This is a genomic window from Streptomyces sp. NBC_01210, assembly GCF_036010325.1.
Lineage (GTDB): Bacteria > Actinomycetota > Actinomycetes > Streptomycetales > Streptomycetaceae > Streptomyces.
This window is the reverse complement of record NZ_CP108549.1, coordinates 4,053,983-4,071,441: the sequence shown is the minus strand read 5'-3', so window position 1 is coordinate 4,071,441 and position 17,459 is coordinate 4,053,983. Positions and strand designations below refer to the sequence as shown.

The 17,459-nt window shown below is 67.5% G+C and carries 18 protein-coding genes; 10 read left to right on the top strand and 8 right to left on the bottom strand.

Annotation, left to right across the window (positions count from 1 at the left end; all coding sequences use genetic code 11):
* Positions 1-12 precede the first annotated feature (12 nt).
* The gene (locus OG735_RS18305; protein WP_442812617.1) at positions 13-960 is read left to right on the top strand and encodes a hypothetical protein; all 948 of its coding nucleotides are present in this window, start codon (positions 13-15) and stop codon (positions 958-960) included.
* Positions 961-1,163: 203 nt separating this feature from the next.
* Here the strand turns inward: OG735_RS18305 and OG735_RS18300 are convergent, their stop codons facing one another.
* The 3 genes from OG735_RS18300 to OG735_RS18290 all read right to left on the bottom strand — a co-directional run bounded on the left by OG735_RS18300 (position 1,164) and on the right by OG735_RS18290 (position 3,377).
* Positions 1,164-1,373: a DUF397 domain-containing protein gene (locus OG735_RS18300; protein ID WP_327324262.1), complete on the bottom strand. Its 210-nt coding sequence runs from the start codon at positions 1,371-1,373 to the stop codon at positions 1,164-1,166.
* 195 nt (positions 1,374-1,568) lie between these two features.
* The gene (locus tag OG735_RS18295; protein ID WP_327324261.1) at positions 1,569-2,426 is read right to left on the bottom strand and encodes a helix-turn-helix domain-containing protein; all 858 of its coding nucleotides are present in this window, start codon (positions 2,424-2,426) and stop codon (positions 1,569-1,571) included.
* A gap of 222 nt (positions 2,427-2,648) precedes the next feature.
* A complete protein-coding gene (locus OG735_RS18290) occupies positions 2,649-3,377 on the bottom strand; it encodes a GOLPH3/VPS74 family protein (protein WP_327324260.1) in 729 nt (242 codons plus the stop codon).
* Between the two features lie 223 nt (positions 3,378-3,600).
* Between OG735_RS18290 and OG735_RS18285 the strand changes: the two genes are divergently transcribed.
* The 3 genes from OG735_RS18285 (at position 3,601) to OG735_RS18275 (ending at position 9,469) form a co-directional block, all read left to right on the top strand.
* A complete protein-coding gene (locus tag OG735_RS18285) occupies positions 3,601-6,357 on the top strand; it encodes a serine hydrolase (protein ID WP_327324259.1) in 2,757 nt (918 codons plus the stop codon).
* A 212-nt stretch (positions 6,358-6,569) separates the two neighbouring features.
* The gene (locus OG735_RS18280; protein WP_442812448.1) at positions 6,570-8,399 is read left to right on the top strand and encodes an MFS transporter; all 1,830 of its coding nucleotides are present in this window, start codon (positions 6,570-6,572) and stop codon (positions 8,397-8,399) included.
* A gap of 179 nt (positions 8,400-8,578) precedes the next feature.
* Positions 8,579-9,469 carry an adhesin gene (locus OG735_RS18275; protein ID WP_327324258.1) on the top strand — a complete coding sequence of 297 codons (891 nt, stop codon included), beginning with the start codon at positions 8,579-8,581 and terminating at the stop codon, positions 9,467-9,469.
* A gap of 38 nt (positions 9,470-9,507) precedes the next feature.
* Here OG735_RS18275 and OG735_RS18270 read toward each other — a convergent pair whose 3' ends face one another.
* On the bottom strand, positions 9,508-9,792 hold the full coding sequence (locus tag OG735_RS18270; protein ID WP_327324257.1) for a hypothetical protein: 285 nt from the start codon (positions 9,790-9,792) through the stop codon (positions 9,508-9,510).
* A 252-nt stretch (positions 9,793-10,044) separates the two neighbouring features.
* Here OG735_RS18270 and OG735_RS18265 point away from each other — a divergent pair, with 252 nt between their 5' ends.
* Both OG735_RS18265 and OG735_RS18260 read left to right on the top strand, forming a co-directional pair.
* On the top strand, positions 10,045-11,505 hold the full coding sequence (locus OG735_RS18265; RefSeq protein ID WP_327324256.1) for a vWA domain-containing protein: 1,461 nt from the start codon (positions 10,045-10,047) through the stop codon (positions 11,503-11,505).
* Positions 11,480-12,454: a toll/interleukin-1 receptor domain-containing protein gene (locus OG735_RS18260; RefSeq protein ID WP_327324255.1), complete on the top strand. Its 975-nt coding sequence runs from the start codon at positions 11,480-11,482 to the stop codon at positions 12,452-12,454. Before OG735_RS18265 ends, OG735_RS18260 begins: the two co-directional genes overlap by 26 nt.
* 51 nt (positions 12,455-12,505) lie before the next feature.
* On the opposite strand, the gene OG735_RS18255 is transcribed toward OG735_RS18260, so the two are convergent.
* Positions 12,506-13,531: a serine hydrolase gene (locus OG735_RS18255; protein WP_327324253.1), complete on the bottom strand. Its 1,026-nt coding sequence runs from the start codon at positions 13,529-13,531 to the stop codon at positions 12,506-12,508.
* A 538-nt stretch (positions 13,532-14,069) separates the two neighbouring features.
* Complete coding sequence (locus OG735_RS18250; RefSeq protein WP_327324252.1) at positions 14,070-14,315, bottom strand: hypothetical protein; 246 nt, start codon at positions 14,313-14,315, stop codon at positions 14,070-14,072.
* Positions 14,316-14,533: 218 nt separating this feature from the next.
* Here OG735_RS18250 and OG735_RS18245 point away from each other — a divergent pair, with 218 nt between their 5' ends.
* Together OG735_RS18245 and OG735_RS18240 are read left to right on the top strand one after the other, a co-directional pair.
* Positions 14,534-15,013: a hypothetical protein gene (locus tag OG735_RS18245; RefSeq protein WP_327324251.1), complete on the top strand. Its 480-nt coding sequence runs from the start codon at positions 14,534-14,536 to the stop codon at positions 15,011-15,013.
* Positions 15,014-15,118: 105 nt separating this feature from the next.
* Entirely contained in the window at positions 15,119-15,631 is a 513-nt protein-coding gene (locus OG735_RS18240; RefSeq protein WP_327324250.1) for a DUF6584 family protein, read from the top strand.
* Positions 15,632-15,720: 89 nt separating this feature from the next.
* Here OG735_RS18240 and OG735_RS18235 read toward each other — a convergent pair whose 3' ends face one another.
* Complete coding sequence (locus OG735_RS18235; RefSeq protein ID WP_327324249.1) at positions 15,721-16,092, bottom strand: amphi-Trp domain-containing protein; 372 nt, start codon at positions 16,090-16,092, stop codon at positions 15,721-15,723.
* 149 nt (positions 16,093-16,241) lie between these two features.
* On the bottom strand, positions 16,242-16,433 hold the full coding sequence (locus OG735_RS18230; protein WP_327324248.1) for a hypothetical protein: 192 nt from the start codon (positions 16,431-16,433) through the stop codon (positions 16,242-16,244).
* A gap of 24 nt (positions 16,434-16,457) precedes the next feature.
* Between OG735_RS18230 and OG735_RS18225 the strand changes: the two genes are divergently transcribed.
* Together OG735_RS18225 and OG735_RS18220 are read left to right on the top strand one after the other, a co-directional pair.
* Positions 16,458-16,790: a carboxymuconolactone decarboxylase family protein gene (locus tag OG735_RS18225; protein ID WP_327324247.1), complete on the top strand. Its 333-nt coding sequence runs from the start codon at positions 16,458-16,460 to the stop codon at positions 16,788-16,790.
* 326 nt (positions 16,791-17,116) lie between these two features.
* Positions 17,117-17,377, top strand: a complete 261-nt coding sequence (locus tag OG735_RS18220) for a hypothetical protein (RefSeq protein ID WP_327324246.1) — start codon at positions 17,117-17,119, stop codon at positions 17,375-17,377.
* Positions 17,378-17,459: the final 82 nt, after the last annotated feature.

Here is a 17,459-nt window from a genome sequence, read left to right as displayed (position 1 = left end):
GCCCTCCCGGCTATGGCAGTTCTTCTGACGGGGCGTCAGAGTAGGTCCCTGCGTCGGCGGAAGGAAGAGGAAGGAAGGGGAGGGGACATCGTGAGCGAGGACACGCACGGCGAGGACACGCACGGCGAAGGCACGCGCAGTGAGGTGTACGCGGAACTGGCGGGCGTCGGCCCGTACGGGGTGCGCCCCGGCCACGCCCTGATCACCATGGTCGAACCGCATCCAGGCCATGAGTACGCGTACAACCGCTGGTACGAGGACGACCACTACTACGCGGGCGCGATGGCGATGCCCTGGATGTACGCCGGGCGGCGCTGGGTCGCCACCAGGGAGCTGCAGCGGCTGCGCTACCCGGAGAAGTCGGCGGTGGCCCAGCCGGTGACCGCGGGCTGCTACATCTCCACGTACTGGATCACCGACGGCCGCTACGCGGACCATATGAAGTGGACCGTGGGGATCAACAAGCGGCTGAACCGCGACGGAAGGGTCTACCAGGACCGTACGCATGTCTTGACGGCCTTCCAGAACCATGAGGCGACCGTCTACCGGGACGGGGCGGCGGGGCCGCGCGACTACCACGCGCTGGACCACCCGTACGCCGGCCTGGTGGTCGAGGTGATCGACGCCGACGGGCCCGAGCAGCGGGCGGAGCTGCTGGAGTGGCTGCGTGCCAAGCATCTGCCGAAGCGGCTGGCGGGCTCTCCCGCGGCGATGGTGACCGTCTTCCGGCCGACACCACTGCCGGGCGACCGGATGACCTACGTGAAGCAGGTGGAGGGTGTGGACACCCGGCTGACGCTGCTGTGGTTCCTCGAGGAGGACCCGAGGGAGCGCTGGGAGCCTGCGTTCGCCGGTCTCGACGCAGCGGTCGTCGAATCGGGGCTGGGGCGGGTGGAGTTGGTGGCTCCCTTCATTCCGACGGTCCCGGGTACCGACCGCTACGTCGATCAACTGCGCTGAGTGCCCTGGCTCGGCAGAATCTGCCTCTGTGTGAGCGTGTCCTCGGGGCGAATGACCCCGTCACGGTGAAGACGCGCGTCCTCCTTGACGGCCAGTAGCGGCCAGTAAGGCGACCGGACCGCAAGCAGCCCTCTCGGCCAGGACGGCGGGCCAGTCGAGAGGGCTTGACTCAGGCTGCGATGTGCGCGGTCAGTGTGCTCAAGTCAGTGACCGGGGGGCGTGGTTCGGCTGAGGTCCAGGATGAACGCCGACCACGTCCCCGCACTGAAGTCGAGAATTCCGCTGTGAGGATTCTTGGAATCGCGGACCGCGACTGTACGGCGATCCCCTGCCCTGACCTCCACGCAATCTCCGTTGACGGCGGAGTACGAGGACTTGGTCCATTCCGTCAGCGCGTCATGCCGAATCAGCATAGTGACTCCGATGGTTGTGCCAGTTGTTGGGCCTTGTGCGCCCAGCCGCTGAGGGCAGCGGCTCTGCGATCGACGCTACGCCGCAACATCACCGAAGGTAGGTGGTGTTCACCCATCCGGATGGCATATTCTATCGAGATCTTCCCAGCTGAGGCTGCGCAGGTGTATGGTCCGCGCCGCTACCTCGTTGCTTGATCACGAGCAGCAGCTTTCCGCTACTTTGTGAATGAACTCGCGGGACTGCTCGGCGCTCAACGCCTTGGCCCGCAGGTGCTCGTACATCACGGCGTAGCTCTGGACGTCGTTGGCCTTCTCCAGGTAGAGGTCGCTGGTGACTCCCTCCAGGTAGACGACGCTGGCGTCCATCGCTTCCTGAAACTCAAGGATGGCGAACTTGCCGTACATGCCGGGATGCGCCCCGACGTCGTACGGCAATACCTGCAGCGTGACGTGCGGCTGTTCGCTCAACTGTGCAAGATGTCTGAGTTGGTCAGCCATGATCTGCCGATTGCCGACGATGCGTCGCAGCAGTGCTTCATCGATCACCGCCCAGAAGCGCAGGGGGTTGACCGGATCCGTGAGGCGATCCTGACGCTTGAGGCGGATCTGAATGCGCTTGTCGATCTCGCTGGGTGTGGCCTCGGGCCACATCCCCTCGATTACCGCCTGCGCGTACTCTCGGGTCTGCAGCAGACCGGGAACGATCAGTGATTCGTACACCCGCAGGCTCGCCGCGTCGGTCTCCAGGCCGATGTAGACGCTGTACGGGATGTCGCCGAAGGCGTGCCACCAGCCCTGCTGACGCGAGTCCTTGGCCATTTGCATCAGCGAGTCGACGATCCGGTGGTCCTCGACCTCGTACACGCCGCACAGATCGCGGACATCGCGCTGGCTGATCGAGCGGCGGCCGTTCTCGAGGCGGCTGATCTTCGACTGGGAGACGAGCAGGCGCTCCGCCACCTCTTCGGCCGTCATGCCCTTGAGCTCCCGGAGCCGGCGCAACTCCTGGCCCAAACGGCGTCGCCTGACGGTGGGGTTGACGTTGGACGCCACGGAAACTGCACCTCCGGCTGCGTAGCTGTGCGTATCTACCGCTCAGCAGACTGCCACCAATGGTCGTGGCTGCGCTGGCAAATGGCTACACGCGGGAACGCGCGGGGCAGCGTTTCTGCTGCCCCGCGCGTCTTGTGCGGCTCCCGGACCGGGTCTTGGGGACGTCGATGCGGCGGTTGTGCGGTGTGTACGGTGCGGCTTTTGGTGCGGTTTGTGGTGCGGTTAGTGCGCGGCGACGCGGTCCATGCTCCCGTGGCGCGGTTGCATCGATACGGCCGCCGGCTGGCGACTGCCGCCCGGGGCGGCGGGATTGCGGCGGGGCTGAGCGGCCGCACCGTTCTGGACGTCCATCACGGCGTGCGCCACGAGTCCGCCCATGGGGTCGTGCCTGATGAGATCCCGCAGACGGGACCTCGAGGAACGCCCTTCGTTCCCGGGGTACAAGTGCTTGCCGAGTCCGACCGCGTGGGCCAGCGCAGCGAGCGCCGCGGTCCGCGGGTCCGGCGGTACACCGGTGCGGATCGCACTGTCCAGCCGGGCCCTGATGTCCCGGCTGATCGCCGTGTCCGTCGCTTGGTAGCGAGTTGTCGGCAGCACTCCGCACATCTGGCCCGCCACGGCATGCACCATGCCGCACCGCTCCAGATGCGAGAGGTAAATCTGGCGCAGCCCCAGTCGGGGCCCGCCAATCCAATGGACCGCCCGTACCGGACTGCCGCGTCGGCGCAGCAACTCCAGTGCGGAGTCCAGAGTCGGATCTCCGGTCGGCCGTGGCATCACCACGGCGATACGATCCCCGTCCGGGGCTATCCGTCCTGCCAGAGCCAGCTCTACTAGCTGGGCTCCGGCCAGGCCGAGGTCGAGCGACTGCGGCTGCGCTGTGGTACCCGTGGTCGGGTCCAGAGCGAGCAGTAGAAGCTCTTCCGGAAGTGTTCTGCGGCTCCTGCCCATCCATGCCTCCCCGCGTGGATGAATGACAGGGTGACCCCTCTCACATTGGTCTGTCGAGAGCGCCTGGGCACTTCGTACGGGAACCGGCAGGTATGTCGTTCTCGTCTCTGCGCGGGGGCTGTCCTCTCACACAGGACACTGGTAGATGGTTCGGACAACACGGGCTGTCGCCTGAACGGCGCCCGACAATGCGTACGCATGGCATACGCATGACACATGACGCATGACTCATGGAGGAGGCACGGTGGCGGGCGAGTCCCCCGACAAGTCGGAGCAGCGGAAGTCGTCGGGGGAGACGACTTCGGGTGAACACGACCCGCGGCTTGCCGTGTTCCGCCAGGCGTCCCCGGGGGCTGCCGCTCCCGGAGTGGACCAGCCGACGGCGGTCTTCAAGATGCCGCCCGAGCCGTCTGTGCCGGCGGGCAGGGAGCGGGGCACGGAGTCGGGCTCGGCGGAGAACGACGCGAGGCTGCGGGCCGCGGTGGCGGCCTGGGTGGCGAGCGCGGACGACGAGGGCGCGTCGGCGGACGCGGAGGCGCCCTCTGAGGCCGCGGAGGCGGCGGTTCCGGCTCCGGGGCCGGGCGATGCGTCCGAGGGGCTCTCGGGCGAGCAGGCGGATTCCGGCGCGGCTGCGGAGCGGGAGCCCGCGGCCGCGGACGAGGCCGAGTCTCCGGCGGAGGGCGAGGGCCAGGGCGAGGCTGCCGTCGCGGGTTCGTCGGGTCAGGACGACGAGGCGGGTTCGGGCGCGTCCGCCGAGCCGGAGCCTGCGGGCGCCGAAGGCTCGGCCTCCGAGGCCGACGGTGACGCCGCCGATGCGGATGCCGAAGCGGATGCCGATGCGGAGGTGGAGGCGCGGGACGAGGACACGTCCGTGTCTGAGTCCGAGCCTGCTGACGAGGCTGCGGCCTCGGTGCCGTCGGGTCAGGGCGACGGGGAGACCTCGGACGACGAACCGGGTTCGAGCACGTCCACGGAGCCGGATCCGGAGCCGGAGCCAGAGCCAGAGCCCGGAGACGCCGAAGGCTCGGCCTCCGACGCTGCGAAGTCTGCATCGCAGGCCGCACCGTCCGACGAGGCTGCCGCTTCGGCGCCGTCGGGTCAGGACGACGCGGAGACCTCCGACGACGAGACCGGTTCGGACGCGACGGCCGAGCCGGAGCCCGCGGGCTCCGAAGACTCGGGCTCCGAAGGCTCGGGCTCCGAGGCCGCGAAGTCGGCGGCCGTGCCCGCGCCTGCCGGCGAAGTCGAGGTCCCGTCAGGCACGGACACCGGTACCGGCGGCGCTGCCGAGCCGGCACCCGCCAAGGGCGCCGCATCTGCGGAAGCAAAGGGCGCCACGCCCGCGGACCAGGCCGCCGGCCAGGCCTCCCCCGCTGCCCCCAAGCGCACGGTCGATCAGCCCACCGCCGTGTTCAAGACGCCTCGGCGGCCCGCCGTCGATCAGCCCACCACCGCGCTCAAGGTGCCCCCGTCGGCCAGGTCCAAGCCCAAGCCCAAGCCCAAGCCCGAGGCCGAGGCCGATGTCCCGCGCTCCAGTACGTTCGTACCCCTGCGGGCCGACGACGTACGGGATCCCGCCGCGGCCAAGCCCCAGGCAGCCGCCCCCGTCGCAACCAACCCCGCCGCAACCACCCCGGCCGCACCCGCCGCGCTCACCGAGGCCGAGCGGACCAGGCAGCAGCCCATGCCCCCGCTGCCGCCGCTCGATCTGCTCGCCGAGCTGACGAACACCCCGCCCCCGCCGCAGACCCCGGTCCGTACCGTCGTGCGGCGGGTCAAGATCTGGACGCCGCTGGTTCTGCTGCTCCTGATCGTCTTTGCGGTCGTACAGGCCGTACGCCCGCTCCCGGAGCCGTCACTCGCGCTCTCCGCGGAGCCCACGTTCACCTTCAAGGGCGGCCCGCTCAGCCTGCCGTTCCCGGACGAGGGGCAGGGCGCCGTCGAGGTCGAGGGCGTCGGCAGCATCGGCACATACGGCGCCCAGAAGCCCGCACCGCTCGCGAGCGTTGCGAAGACGATGACGGCGTACGTGATCCTCCGGGACCACCCGCTCAAGGGCGAAGAGGTCGGTCCGAAGATCACCGTCGACCAGCAGGCGGCGGACGAGTCGAACAACCAGGACGAGTCGCGGGCGAACTTCTCGAAGGGACAGCAGTTCACCGAGAAGCAGATGCTGCAGTTGCTGATGATTCCCTCCAGCAACAACGCCGCGCGCCTGCTCGCCCGCTGGGACGCAAAGACCGAGGCCGAGTTCGTCAAGAAGATGAACGACGCGGCCAAGGACCTCGGCATGACCAACTCGACCTACACGGACCCGAGCGGCCTGAAGGCCACCACCGTGTCCACCCCGCAGGACCAGCTCAAGCTCGCCAAGGCGGTCATGCAGAACGACGTGTTCCGGGGGATCGTGGACACGACGCTGACCACGATCCCCGGCATCGACGGGACGATCCGCAACAACAACGACAAGGCCCTGCTGGTGGAGGGAGTGGGCGGCATCAAGACCGGCTCCTCCACCCCGGCGGGCGGCAATCTGCTCTGGTCCGCCAACGTCGAGGTCGACGGCAAGGTACGCCGCATCGTCGGTGTCGCCATGGGCGCCCAGAAGGCCACCATTCTCGACGACAAGCTGAACCTGGCGATCGACTACAGCATCGCCATGATCAAGGCCGCCCAGAAGGGCGTCACCTCCGCGACGGTCGTCAAGAAGGGCGATGTCGTCGGTTACGTCGACAACGGCCTCGGCGGCCGGACGGCCGTCGTCGCCACCAAGGACCTCAAGGCGGTCGGCTGGGGCGGCCTCAAGGTCCAGATCGCGATCAGCGACAGCGGCAAGGCGCTCCCGCACTCCGCGAAGGCGGGCGACGTCGTCGGCCAGGTCTCCGTCGGCTCCGGCACGGGCAAGGTCACCGCACCGGTCGCGCTCCAGCAGGACCTGGTGGAGCCTGGATTGGGCGACAAGCTGACCCGCCTCGGCTAGGGCTGCGCCGGCCGCGCGGGCGTCCCGGGAACCCGGGATGCCCGCGTGTTAGCGTCCCGGGGCAACTTCTGGGCGCCGGGACAGCGTCCTTGAGCATGGAACGTCAGGACGGAAGTCCGGACGGAGGTCAGCACGGAACGTCAGCTGGAGTACGTCGGAGGTTGGCAGGCCGGGGGACAACCGCACAGCCGGGGAAGACGGGGAGAGCCGCAGTGACCACCGCTGAGCCGACACAGGCGGACGGCAGCAGCCCCGACACCGGGCTGCGAATACGCCCGCCCCTGCCCGGCCCCGGTCCGGAATCCGCTGCCGACCCCGGTCCCCTCGCCGATCTCCGCGACCGGCTCACGCGTCACCCCGTGCTCCTCACGACCGCACTCGCCGCGCTCACCCATCTGCTCTGGTTCTTCTTCCTGGCGAACAGCGGCGGCGACATCGCGGCCCAGGACGCCTGGGCCGAGTTCGTCGGCCGGCACCCCGACTCCGCGTACAACCTCGCCTGGTACGGCGGAATGCACCCGGTCTCGTACAGCGTCGTCTCGCCGTATCTGATGTCGCTGCTCGGCGTCCGCTCGACGATGATGATCGCCGGTACGGTCTCGGCCGCCCTGACCGCGCTGATCCTGGTCCGCGTCCGCGCCGTCCGTAATCCCGTTGCCTGCTCGTTCGCCGTAATCTTCGCCTTCTTCTGCAACGCGCTCTCGGGCCGGGTGACCTTCGGTCTCGGCATGATGTTCGCCCTCGGCGCGGTCGCCGCGGTCTTCTGCTGGCCGTACCGCTGGCGCCACAAACGCTGGGCGAAGGCGGCCGTCGCGGCACCGCTCGCCGGGCTGGCCACCGCGTCGAGCCCGGTCGCCGGGCTCTTCCTCGGCGTCGTCGCGGCGGCGCTGTTCCTGAACAAGCGCCGCCCCGGTGCGTACGCCGTCGGCGTCGCCCCGGTCCTGGTCGTGGCGCTCTCCGCCTGGTTGTTCCCCTTCTCCGGTACGCAGCCGATGTCGTTCTGGTCGACCTCGTTGCCGTTCCTCTTCGGAGTCCTTGTCCTCGTCCTCGTACCGAAGGAGTGGCGCACCGTCCGCACCGGCGCGGCCGTCTACAGCGTCGGCACCCTGCTCACCTGGGTGTTCGAGTCCCAGATCGGGTCGAACGTGTCCCGTCTCCCGATGCTCTTCGCGGGCGTGGTGCTGCTTGCCGCGCTGCCGTACAACGTGCCGAGTTCCCGCAAGTGGTACGCGCTCGTGATCGCCTTCCTGGGCCTGAACTTCTGGATCGGCTTCAAGGGCGTCGACGACATGGTGCGTACGGCCCCGACGGCATCCTGGAACCGTGAGCTCGCGCCGCTGGTCGACCGGCTCCAGGGGCTCCGCGCGGAGCGTGGCCGGGTCGAGGTCGTGCCCGCCAGCAGCCACCGGGAGGCGTCCGCCCTCGCTCCGTACGTCAATCTGGCCCGCGGCTGGAACCGGCAGGCGGACATGAAGCGCAATCCGCTCTTCTACGACGAGGAGAAGACGCTGACCTCGGGCGGCTACCGCGCTTGGCTGGACCGGTGGGCGGTCCACTATGTCGTGCTGCCGAAGGGGGCGCCGGACTCCAGCGGCGCGAAGCAGGAGGCGGAACTGGTGCGTGCGGGCCAGCCGTATCTGACCCGGCTCTGGGGTGACGGGAACTGGCAGCTGTTCGCGGTGAAGAACCCGATGCCGCTGGCCGACCCGCCGGCCGCTGTGGAGCACGCGGGCGCGGGTGAGCTCACGATCCAGGTGAGGACGGCGGGCCGGGTGCTGATCCGGGTCCCCTACTCGCCGTGGCTGAGCATCGTCGACGAGCAGGGCAAGAAGGTGAAGGGCCCGCAGGAGACGGACGAGTCGAAGGCGCGTTCGAGCGGGCGCAAGACCTTCGTCAATCCCAACGGCTGTCTGCTGAAGGCACAGAAGGACGTGGACGGCGACGAGTGGACCGAACTGCTCGCGCCCGCACCGGGTTTGTACCGCTTGGCTGCTCCGTACCAGCTACCGCGCGGTACGGCCTGTCCCGACGAACTCCGCTGACCCCTTACCGCCGTTAACACCTACCTCGTCCCGGTCCGCTGATGCATAGTGGGCATCCTTGTCATACCGCGCGGTTGGTCCAGTGGTGCAGGTGTGACACGGCATGCGAACAATGTGGCGGCGGCGACGGCAGGATGTCGCTGCCCGGGATGCCATGCCCGGAGTGCACAGGAGGCAGAGTGGCTGGTGCCAGAGGCCGGACCCCGAGCGGGGCGCGGGAGGCCCGCGACACGCCGGCAGGACGCGTCTCCCTCCTCTCCCGAACCGGAAAGATCCTGCTGGTCGGCGGAGTTGTGCTGATGGCACTCACCATGGTGGTCACGGCGGTCTCGCTGTACGGAGGCGACTCGGAACGGGCCGGGGCGGACGCGTCCGGCGGTGACTCCGACTCCGGCTTCGACTTCGACCGCGGCGACTTCGGCGGCGCCCCGCAGCGCATCGAGCCCACGGCGCTGCCCGGCGCCCCCTCCGAGTCACCGACGGGCTCGCCGTCGCCGAGCCCCGGCGGTTCCCAGGGCGAGAAGAAGCCGAAGCCCCCGCAGAACGTCCACCGCCCCTCGTACTCCGCCTGGGCGGGGCCCGGTTGCACCGGCGGCGGCAGCTACCAGGAGCGCGGCCGCTTCAGCGACGGCGACGACGGCTGGTACACGGTGTACACCGGCGGCCACAAGGGTGACGGCTGCGACGGCAGCTTCAGCGCGGTCCCCATGTCGGGCAGTCCGACCAAGGACAGCGGGGGCACGGCGACCTGGTCCTGGTACGTGGGCAGTGGATACGCGACCTGCTCGGTGTCCGTCGCCATACCCGAGAGCGAGCGCGACCGCGATGTGGCGGGCGATCCGACGACGTACACGGTGCTGGCCTATCCCGCCGACCAGGACAGCGCGATCAAGTCCTTCGAGGTCGACCAGACGTCACTGCGCGGCCGCGGCCTGATCGTGGAGAAGATCCCGGTCCTCAACCAGCAGCTCACGGTGCAGCTCGTGGACCGCGGCAAGGACTGGGGCAGCGACCAACGCGGGGGCGCACACCACGCGGCGGCCCAGATGAGAGCGGACTGCCGGGCCTGACAGGCGAGTCGGGGCCCCGCAGTCCGCACTCGTGGGCATCAGTCGCGCGTGGCGTTCCGCACTGCTTCGTCGCAGGTGCCGCACTTCAGCTGATCCCATCTGGGCGCATGCCAGATGGTGGGATCGGGAGCCGTGTGCACGGCCTTCTCCATACCGACCGTGGGCCGGCCGCACATCGTCCTGGCCTCTTCCCAGCCGGTGCCGCCGGGATCGGGCCAGTGAACCGCGTGCACGCGGACGGGCTGACGGATGTCATGGCCGCTCGGGCCGAAGTGGTCCTGTTCCTGTGCCGCGTCCTGAATCGCTGTGGCGTACTGACTCATGCGGCCGACCTTAGCCCTGGACCGGCGGGAAAGTGTGGCATGGCTGGGCATCCGGATCGGGGTGATCGGTGACCTCGCGCTCGGCAAGTCCTGAGCGAATGTCAAAGACCCTCGGCCGTGATCGGCTGAGGGTCTTTGCGCCGGCGCCCCGGCGGGCTTCGAACCTGCGACACCCGCTTGGGTAAAGATGCGTCGGATAACGCCCCCGCCGGTTCTCGGATGTGATTCCCTGGCGCCGCGAAGGGGGAGGATATGAACGATCAACCCATCGAAATCCTGGTGTTACCGGAGCGGCCCGCCGCCCGGAACGACGAGGTCACCGAGTTCGACATCGTGGTCGAGGTAAGGTGCCGCGCCGCCGAGGACGCCGACCGGACCGGCGGCGCGATGAACCTGTGCCTGGTCATCGACCGCAGCGGCAGCATGGCCGACCAGGGCAAGCTGGAAATCGCCAAACGGAGCTGTGGCGACATCTTCCGGCGAATCACCGGCGACGATCTTTTCACCGTAGTCGTGTTCGACTACGAAACCCTGGTGGTCATCAATCCACAGACGCCCAAGGCCGAGGTGGAGGAGCGGCTCAACGCGATTCAGCCGAGGGGTTCCACCAATCTGTCCTTGGGGTGGTACCAGGGGCTGTTGGAGCTCCAGAGCTATATGACGGAGAATCACTACGGCCGACTCATCCTGCTCTCGGACGGAATGGCGAACGCGGGGGAGACCAAGAAGGCCGCCCTTGCCGTGGTGGCCTCACGCGCCCGCGACGAAGGCATCAGCACTTCGACGATCGGGATCGGCAACGACTTTCAGGAGGACCTGCTGGAGGCGATCGCCAGCGCCTCCGGCGGCCGGTTCTGGTACATCAGCGAAACCGGCATCGACAACATCCTGGAGGAGGAGTTCCGCGGTGCCCTCAGCGTCGTGGTCGACCGCCCCAGGGTCGAGCTGACCCTGCCACCCGGCGTGAGCATGAGTCAGGAGCTGAACTCCCTGCGCAAGGTCCCTCGTCGCTCGCGCTACGCTCTGCGCCCCCTGAAGGGGCAGGACACGTTCAATTTCGCGGTCCGGCTGCAGATCGACCCGACGCGGCTGGACGGCGAGGAGTTCACCATCGGCGCTGTCCTGTACGACGACAGCCGCCAGGTCGCCGCCGCTGACCAGGTCGTCGCACTGGCCCCGCTGGCGGAGGTGGTCGCCACTCCCGTCCACGCGCTGGTCCAGAGCGTGGTGGAGCAGTACCGGGCCGAGACCACGGACGAGAAGCTGCTCGACGACCTTGAGTCGGGCGACCTGAGCGGCATGAAGCAGATGCTGACGGCCGAAATCGCTCGCGTGCGGCAAGCCGAGTTCGCGGTCGGGGGCCAGGCCGCCGCGATCGGCGTCGGGCGTATGGGGGTGGAGATGGGCAACCTCCGCCAGCAGCGTCAGATGAACGAGACGTCACTGCTGATCGGAGACTTGGTGGAGGAGTATCTCGACGAGCCTGAGGTCAAGAGGCTGGTCAACGTCTGGCGCAAGAGCCGTATGCATGAGGGGGCACGCAAGCAGCAGCGCTGGCACGCTGTGAGCGAGGCAGACGAGGACGTGGAGATCACCCTGCTGGTGAGTGCGCTCGGGGTCGCCGACGCGCTGATCCCACGATTCCCCGCGAACCGGGCCGACCTGGAGACGAAGCGCGAGAGGCTCCGTGAACGACTGGCATCCCTCGCATAGCGGGGACTGGACGGCTCTTTCCACCATGCTCACCGGTCACGGCGGTGGTATCGGCGAATACGCCGCTTCCTACGTCACCGACCTCGCGCCCGGGCCAGTACTCAACGGGCGGGTGTCCGCCGACATACGGCTCACGGAGCGCTGGGGAACGGGCGCGGGACTGGTCTGTCGGGCCGACCGGGACTGGACCTTCGTGGCCTTCTACACGGCACCGCAGGTTACGGCCGGCACCGCCATCACCGTTGCCCGGATTGGCGTGTTCCGGGAAGGCATGCTGACCCCGGTCGCCCAGTTGTCGGAGCCGGTCGTGCTTGCACGTGGTTACAACCACTTCTCGCTGGAGTTCTTCTCCGGCCGGGTGCGTGGCGAGATCCGGACCGGGGAGCGGACGTACGAACTGCTGGCCAACTGCCCGCACGTACCCTTCCCCGGCTACGCGGGATTGGTCAGGCTCTACAGCGCCGGCGTGCTGGCGAAATCCGTGGTGGTGGAGCGTACACAGTTGCCGTTCGTCGCTCCGGCCGTCGCCGAGCCTGGCGGAAGGGAATTCGCTTACGACGTCTTCCTCTGCCATTCGAAGGAGGACGCTGTGGAGGTTGGGAGAATCGCGGCGGCCCTCGCCGAGAAGGGAATCAGCTACTGGCTGGACAGTGCGCAGATCAGCTTTGGGGACTTTGTGACCCAGAAGATCGATGAGGGCCTCCAGGCGAGCCACTTCGTTATTCCATGCATCAGCAAGAATCTGACCAAGGGTGGCTGGACCAAGAACGAGTACGGGGCCATCCTCAACGCCGAGTTCAGCGGCGATTCGTCCCGCGTTACCGTCCCCTTGATGCTGGCCGGAGCGGAAGTGGGGGACATTCCCATGACGCTCCGGGACAAACGGAGGGTATCCCGCACCAACAAGGTGGAGTTCGAGGAGTTCGTCAACTTTCTCCGCAGTCACTGATCTTCGAGCGCCTGGCCTGAATCGCGGGTGCAGTTACGTCCTGCCCACTGTTCACAGGCTGGGATTGCCGGTAGCCGGGGGAGTGTGGTCCGGGTACAGGTCATGGTGGATGGCCTTTGCCACGCCCTCAACCGTATCCATGCCGTAGTCCCACCCCACCTCCGGCGACTCGCCTTCAGGAACTCTGTTGTTCTCGGTGAGGACCACGAGGCCGTAGTCGTAGGCACGGCCGGTGATCGCACTCATGCTGTTGACCTTCCAATCTCCGCGATCCCAGGGGTTCTTGAGCCCGGTCTCGGAACGCTGAAGCCACCCGTTCTTGACCTGTACAGCAGCATCCGAGGGAGCCGCAGCGGGAGTTCCCCACCGCTGATCCTTCTGCACATCACGCATGAGGCCCAGGATGTAGCTGCGCTCTTCGGCGTTCAGGACCGAGCTGTCCTTGGCGGTGAGCAGCTCAAGCAGTTTGGCCTGGTCTCTTGCAGTGACCTGGGTCAGGCCCATGAAGCCTGCTTCGTCGAGGACGGTGTTCTTCATTCCGGCCTTGTCCAGGAAATTCTGGATATTTTTGGGGCCTACGATGTCCCACAGGGTGTACGTCGCGTCGTTGTCCGAGCTCACGATCATCTGCCTCGCCAGGTCCTGCTTTTCCTTGGACAGGTGGACGCCTCTGTCCAGGAGCAGAGCCCCCAATATCATCGGCTTGACTATGCTCGCGGAGTCGTAGTGCTTGTCCGCGCCGTACGTGCAGGAGGTATGGGTGGTCCGGTCGTACAGCACCACCGAGGCTTTACTGGCGCGATTTTTGAGCGACTTCGCTATGTCTCGAGTGAGGAAGGCTGCCAGTCCGGGGTTTTCGGACGCGCATTCAATCAGCCCGCCCTTGAGTCGCTTGGATGTGAATTTTATGCTCCGCGCCTCTTGGGCGGATTTTATGCTCCGTGCCCCATGGGAGGGTTTTATGTTCCGCGGCTCATGGGAGACGGTTGCCGTGGAAACAGGAGCGACGGCCGAAGCAGAGACCGCTACGACAAATAGCCCTAAAGTTACTTTTGGGGCTATCTTGCTGAGAGTCAATTCTTTCCCTTTCTGTAATTCCGGTCCATCGGTCCGGACGCGGCAGCAGACCTGTCCCGATCTGGTCCGCGGTAAAGTTTGGTAAGTATCGGTTGGGCGATTCGGCGGAGCTCGGCGTCTGTGAACTGACGCTACAAGCTTGGGATGGGCCTGGCCTGTCGGGTAAGCCGATAGGCCTACCGGTAAGCCTCTATGGCAGCCGATGAGGTGAAAGCAGGTCCTCCGATTGGGCCCTGGATTTCCCCTTCTCGGATGCGTTTGGCACTCAGTCGGCAGCCGGCGGATGACCGAGCGGCGGGGTGGTGCCAGGACGCCGAGCGTGGGGCCATCAGCCACATGGAACGGCTGCTCAAGAGGCGTCCGGCCGTGAGTGACCGCCGCCGTTGATGTCAGACATGTCAAAGGCCACCTACCAAGGTTGGTAGGTGGCCTTTTCGCCGGCGCCCCGGCAGGACTCGAACCGACGGCACCCGCTCCGCCGTCGTTGATGTCAGCGGTGGATGCAGGCATCTTCCGGTAGCGGCGGGTGATCCACTTGTTACGAATTCTCGGTGAAGCGGACGGACCAGGCGTAGCCGCTCAAGCTGTCGTGCGGCACCCGCCGGACTTCTTTGACCAGGCAACCGTCGTGGGCATACTTGCGGGCGAACCGGTCGAGGCGCTGCGCGTCGGTGAGATCCTCCATGGACAGCGGTGCTCCGACGACGAGGTCTTCGTGAAGGACTGTGTCCTGCGCGGCACCGTCCGAGCAGGTCGAGCAACGATGCGTTTTGGGTAGGGCCATACGTCCAGTGTCCTCCTGATCTGGATGTCCCGACGTTCACAACGCAAATGGCCGCGCTACAGAGTCCCTGAGTGAAGGGCGGACGTGTCCCCCTGAGGGATCGTGGCCCAAGGTTGGTCGTGAATCCCCGCTCCCGTTCCTGTCTAAAAGGGGACACGTCCCTCCCCGAATTGATCTAGAGTTCGAACCTCATCGGGGGTAATGCAGAGGGGGATGCCATGCGTCAGGTGTTGAAGACAGTCGCGGCGGGGGCCGCCGTGCTCGGCAGCGTGATCCTGGGCTCCGGCACGGCCGTGGCCGCGCCGCAGTGGCAGACGGTCGGTAAGGTCACCAGCTGCGGGAAGAGCGTGGCGCACACCGCGGTCAGCGGGGTGGCCTTCCAAGGCTGTCTCGTCGTCAGCGACTTGGGCCGCGCCCAGGTCGTGCTGGTCGCAAACAACCATTCCGGCAAGGCCGTTACCGTCTCCGGTGCCATCTCCAGCGACTTCGGCAACGCCTCCTGCGAGCAGATGACGCTGAGCACCGGTACCCAGCGGGCCTGCTACGGACCCACGGCTGCCGTCCCGGACTGCTACGACTGGGGAGCCGGATACGTCGGCGGCCCCTACGGAGGCACCGTGCGGTTCACCGTCAACGGGGTGACGAACGAGGCGAAGTCCTCCACGGTCTGCCTCAAGTGGTTGGACTTCCCCGGGTGACACCCTGGGCCCCGCTCACCCCTCTCGGGGACGGCGGGGCCCATCGGCCGACCTGCACGGGAAACCCTTGGCATGCACCGTGGTTGGCAGCAATCATGGCCAATCGTGACTATCGAGAACACCTTGGCCAAGGTGGACACCGACCTCGCGGCGGGCCGCCTTCCTGTGGCACGGCAGCGTTTGCGCGGGCTGGTGTCCTCTTTCCCCGCAGACCTCTCCCTTCGCGTCAGGCTCGCGGCCGTCTATCGCCTGTTCGGGGAGTCGGCGCAAGCCGGCCGCTGGAGTTACCTCGACGCCGGGCGCTCTCCCGAGGAGGTGGCGGCCTTCGAAGCCCGTTACCGACACCCGGCCGACCGTATGCGGGCACTGGCTTGGCGTGGCTCGGAAGCGGCAGCGGAGACTCCCTTCGCTCGTGCGCAACTGGCCGCGATGCGCCTCGCTGCATCGCAGTCCTCGGGGAAACCGGTGGACTGGGACCAGGCGGGCTCCGGGGCTGACGAACCTACCGAGCCGGGATCCGTCCATGACTCGCTCTTCGGACTGGGATGCATGGCGGGCTTGATCGTCTGCCTCGCGCTCATGTGCATCGGTATCAGCACAGTGATCAGCTGGTTGTGAATCACCGCCGGGTGGCCCGCCGAGCCTCGTCGCCCTGGCGCGGGCCTGCCGCTCGGCCGTGATGGCCGGCCCGAGGGCCTTGACGCCGCTCAGGGCGTTGTTGTCGCGGACCGCTTCGCGCCTTTGCTCCTGCTGGTGCCGGTGCTGCTCCGCCCGGGCTTGGCAGGCGTACTCTTCCGCCTCCTCGCGGCCTCTTGTGTGCCTGCCACCGCCTGCGATGGCGCTGTCCGGGTCGGTGCGGTCGGCCACTTGAACTCGATCTCCAGCTCGATCTCCCCGCTACCGACCTCGATCTCTATCTCGCTACGAAGGTCGTCGGGGATCCGCAGGCTCAACTTCCCGGGGCCGACTTCCAGTTCGGCCTCCCCACCTTCCCGCAGCGCGGTCGCGAGCGCCATGAGCTGATCAGCCGCCTCCAGGCGTGACAGCGAGCGCTTCTGCTCAAACTTGAGGTCCTTCATGGGCTGTCTCCGATCCGGCTGAAACAGTGGGTAACGCCAATTCTGATGCCATGCACCGGATCGGACATCCTCATGGCCGGGTGAGGAACCGGAACCACCGACGACCGGTCCGGGTGCCCTCCGACCTGCCCGGGAGGGCTCGTGCAGCATCACGCTCCCGTCGGGGCGCTGGTGACCTGCCAGTGTGCGTCCGCGGTCGGGGGCCCGGGGAGCGGCTCGCTGAGCTTGCCCCCGCCGTCGGCGATCCCCTGGACAGGCAACCCGCCGGAAACAGGCTTACGGTCGAGCAGTACACGCTGCACCGAGATGCGGAGCCCTACTACGCCGCTGATCCTCATCACGACACCAACAGGAGACGACCCGCCATGGCCACAGCATCTGAAACCCCGGTACTGGACACCCTCGCCGCGATGACGGTCGACTCGATCGAGCGGTGCGGGCTGACCCCGGACATGTTCATGGTCACCCGCATCGCGGCCCTCGCCGCCTCGGACGCTCCGCCGATCTCGTACGTCGCCCACATCGACCCCGCCATACAGGCCGGCCTGACCGCTGAGAAGGTGCAGGATGTCCTGGTCGCCATCGCCCCCATCGTGGGCACGGCTCGCGTCATGATGGCTGCCGGCAACATCGCCAAAGCACTCGGCATCGCGATTGCCGTCGCCGACGCCGACGCCGAGGCCCAGGGCCGCGCGTAGAGACGTCGCCCGGTCTCTGGAGCCACCAGCCGCGCCCGGCATCGATGACCGGCGCGGCCGACAGCCGCCTCAGGCCCCTTGCCGAGTCGCGGTTGCGGTGGGCTCTTGGTCCTCAGCCTCCACCTTGGCCACCTCAAGAATCTGGCGTGTTCTGCCCATCTCCTTGAGCTTTTCTGCCACGGCCTCGGTCTCGTAGTCCCAGGTGAGCGCACCAACTGCTGCGTGGCCTTCGTCGAGTTCGCCATGCGCCGGGCGGGCAGGGCCAGGTCACCGCCGTCACCGATACCCTGGGCCAGACCACGCGTCACGCCTGCACGATCGAGGGCATGCCCGCCTGGCGCGAGGGGCCGGAGGGCGCCCGCGAGGTGTGGCAGTGGGATACCGAAGGCAACCTCGCCCTCCACGCCGACGAGGCCGGGCACACCACCACCTACACCCACACCTACTTCGACCAGCCCGCCACGAGGACCGACCCCGACGGCGCGCACTATGCCTTCGCCTACGAGCTGCCCCTGATCGAGGTCACCAACCCCCAGGGCAGGCAGTGGCATTACGAACATGGGCGGAATAATTCAGAAGGCGCATGAATTCCGCGCGGAACAGAAATGAACTGGGCGAGCCGGCCCCCCGACGGGACTCCAGGAGAGGCCGCAGCACGTGCGCAACGGA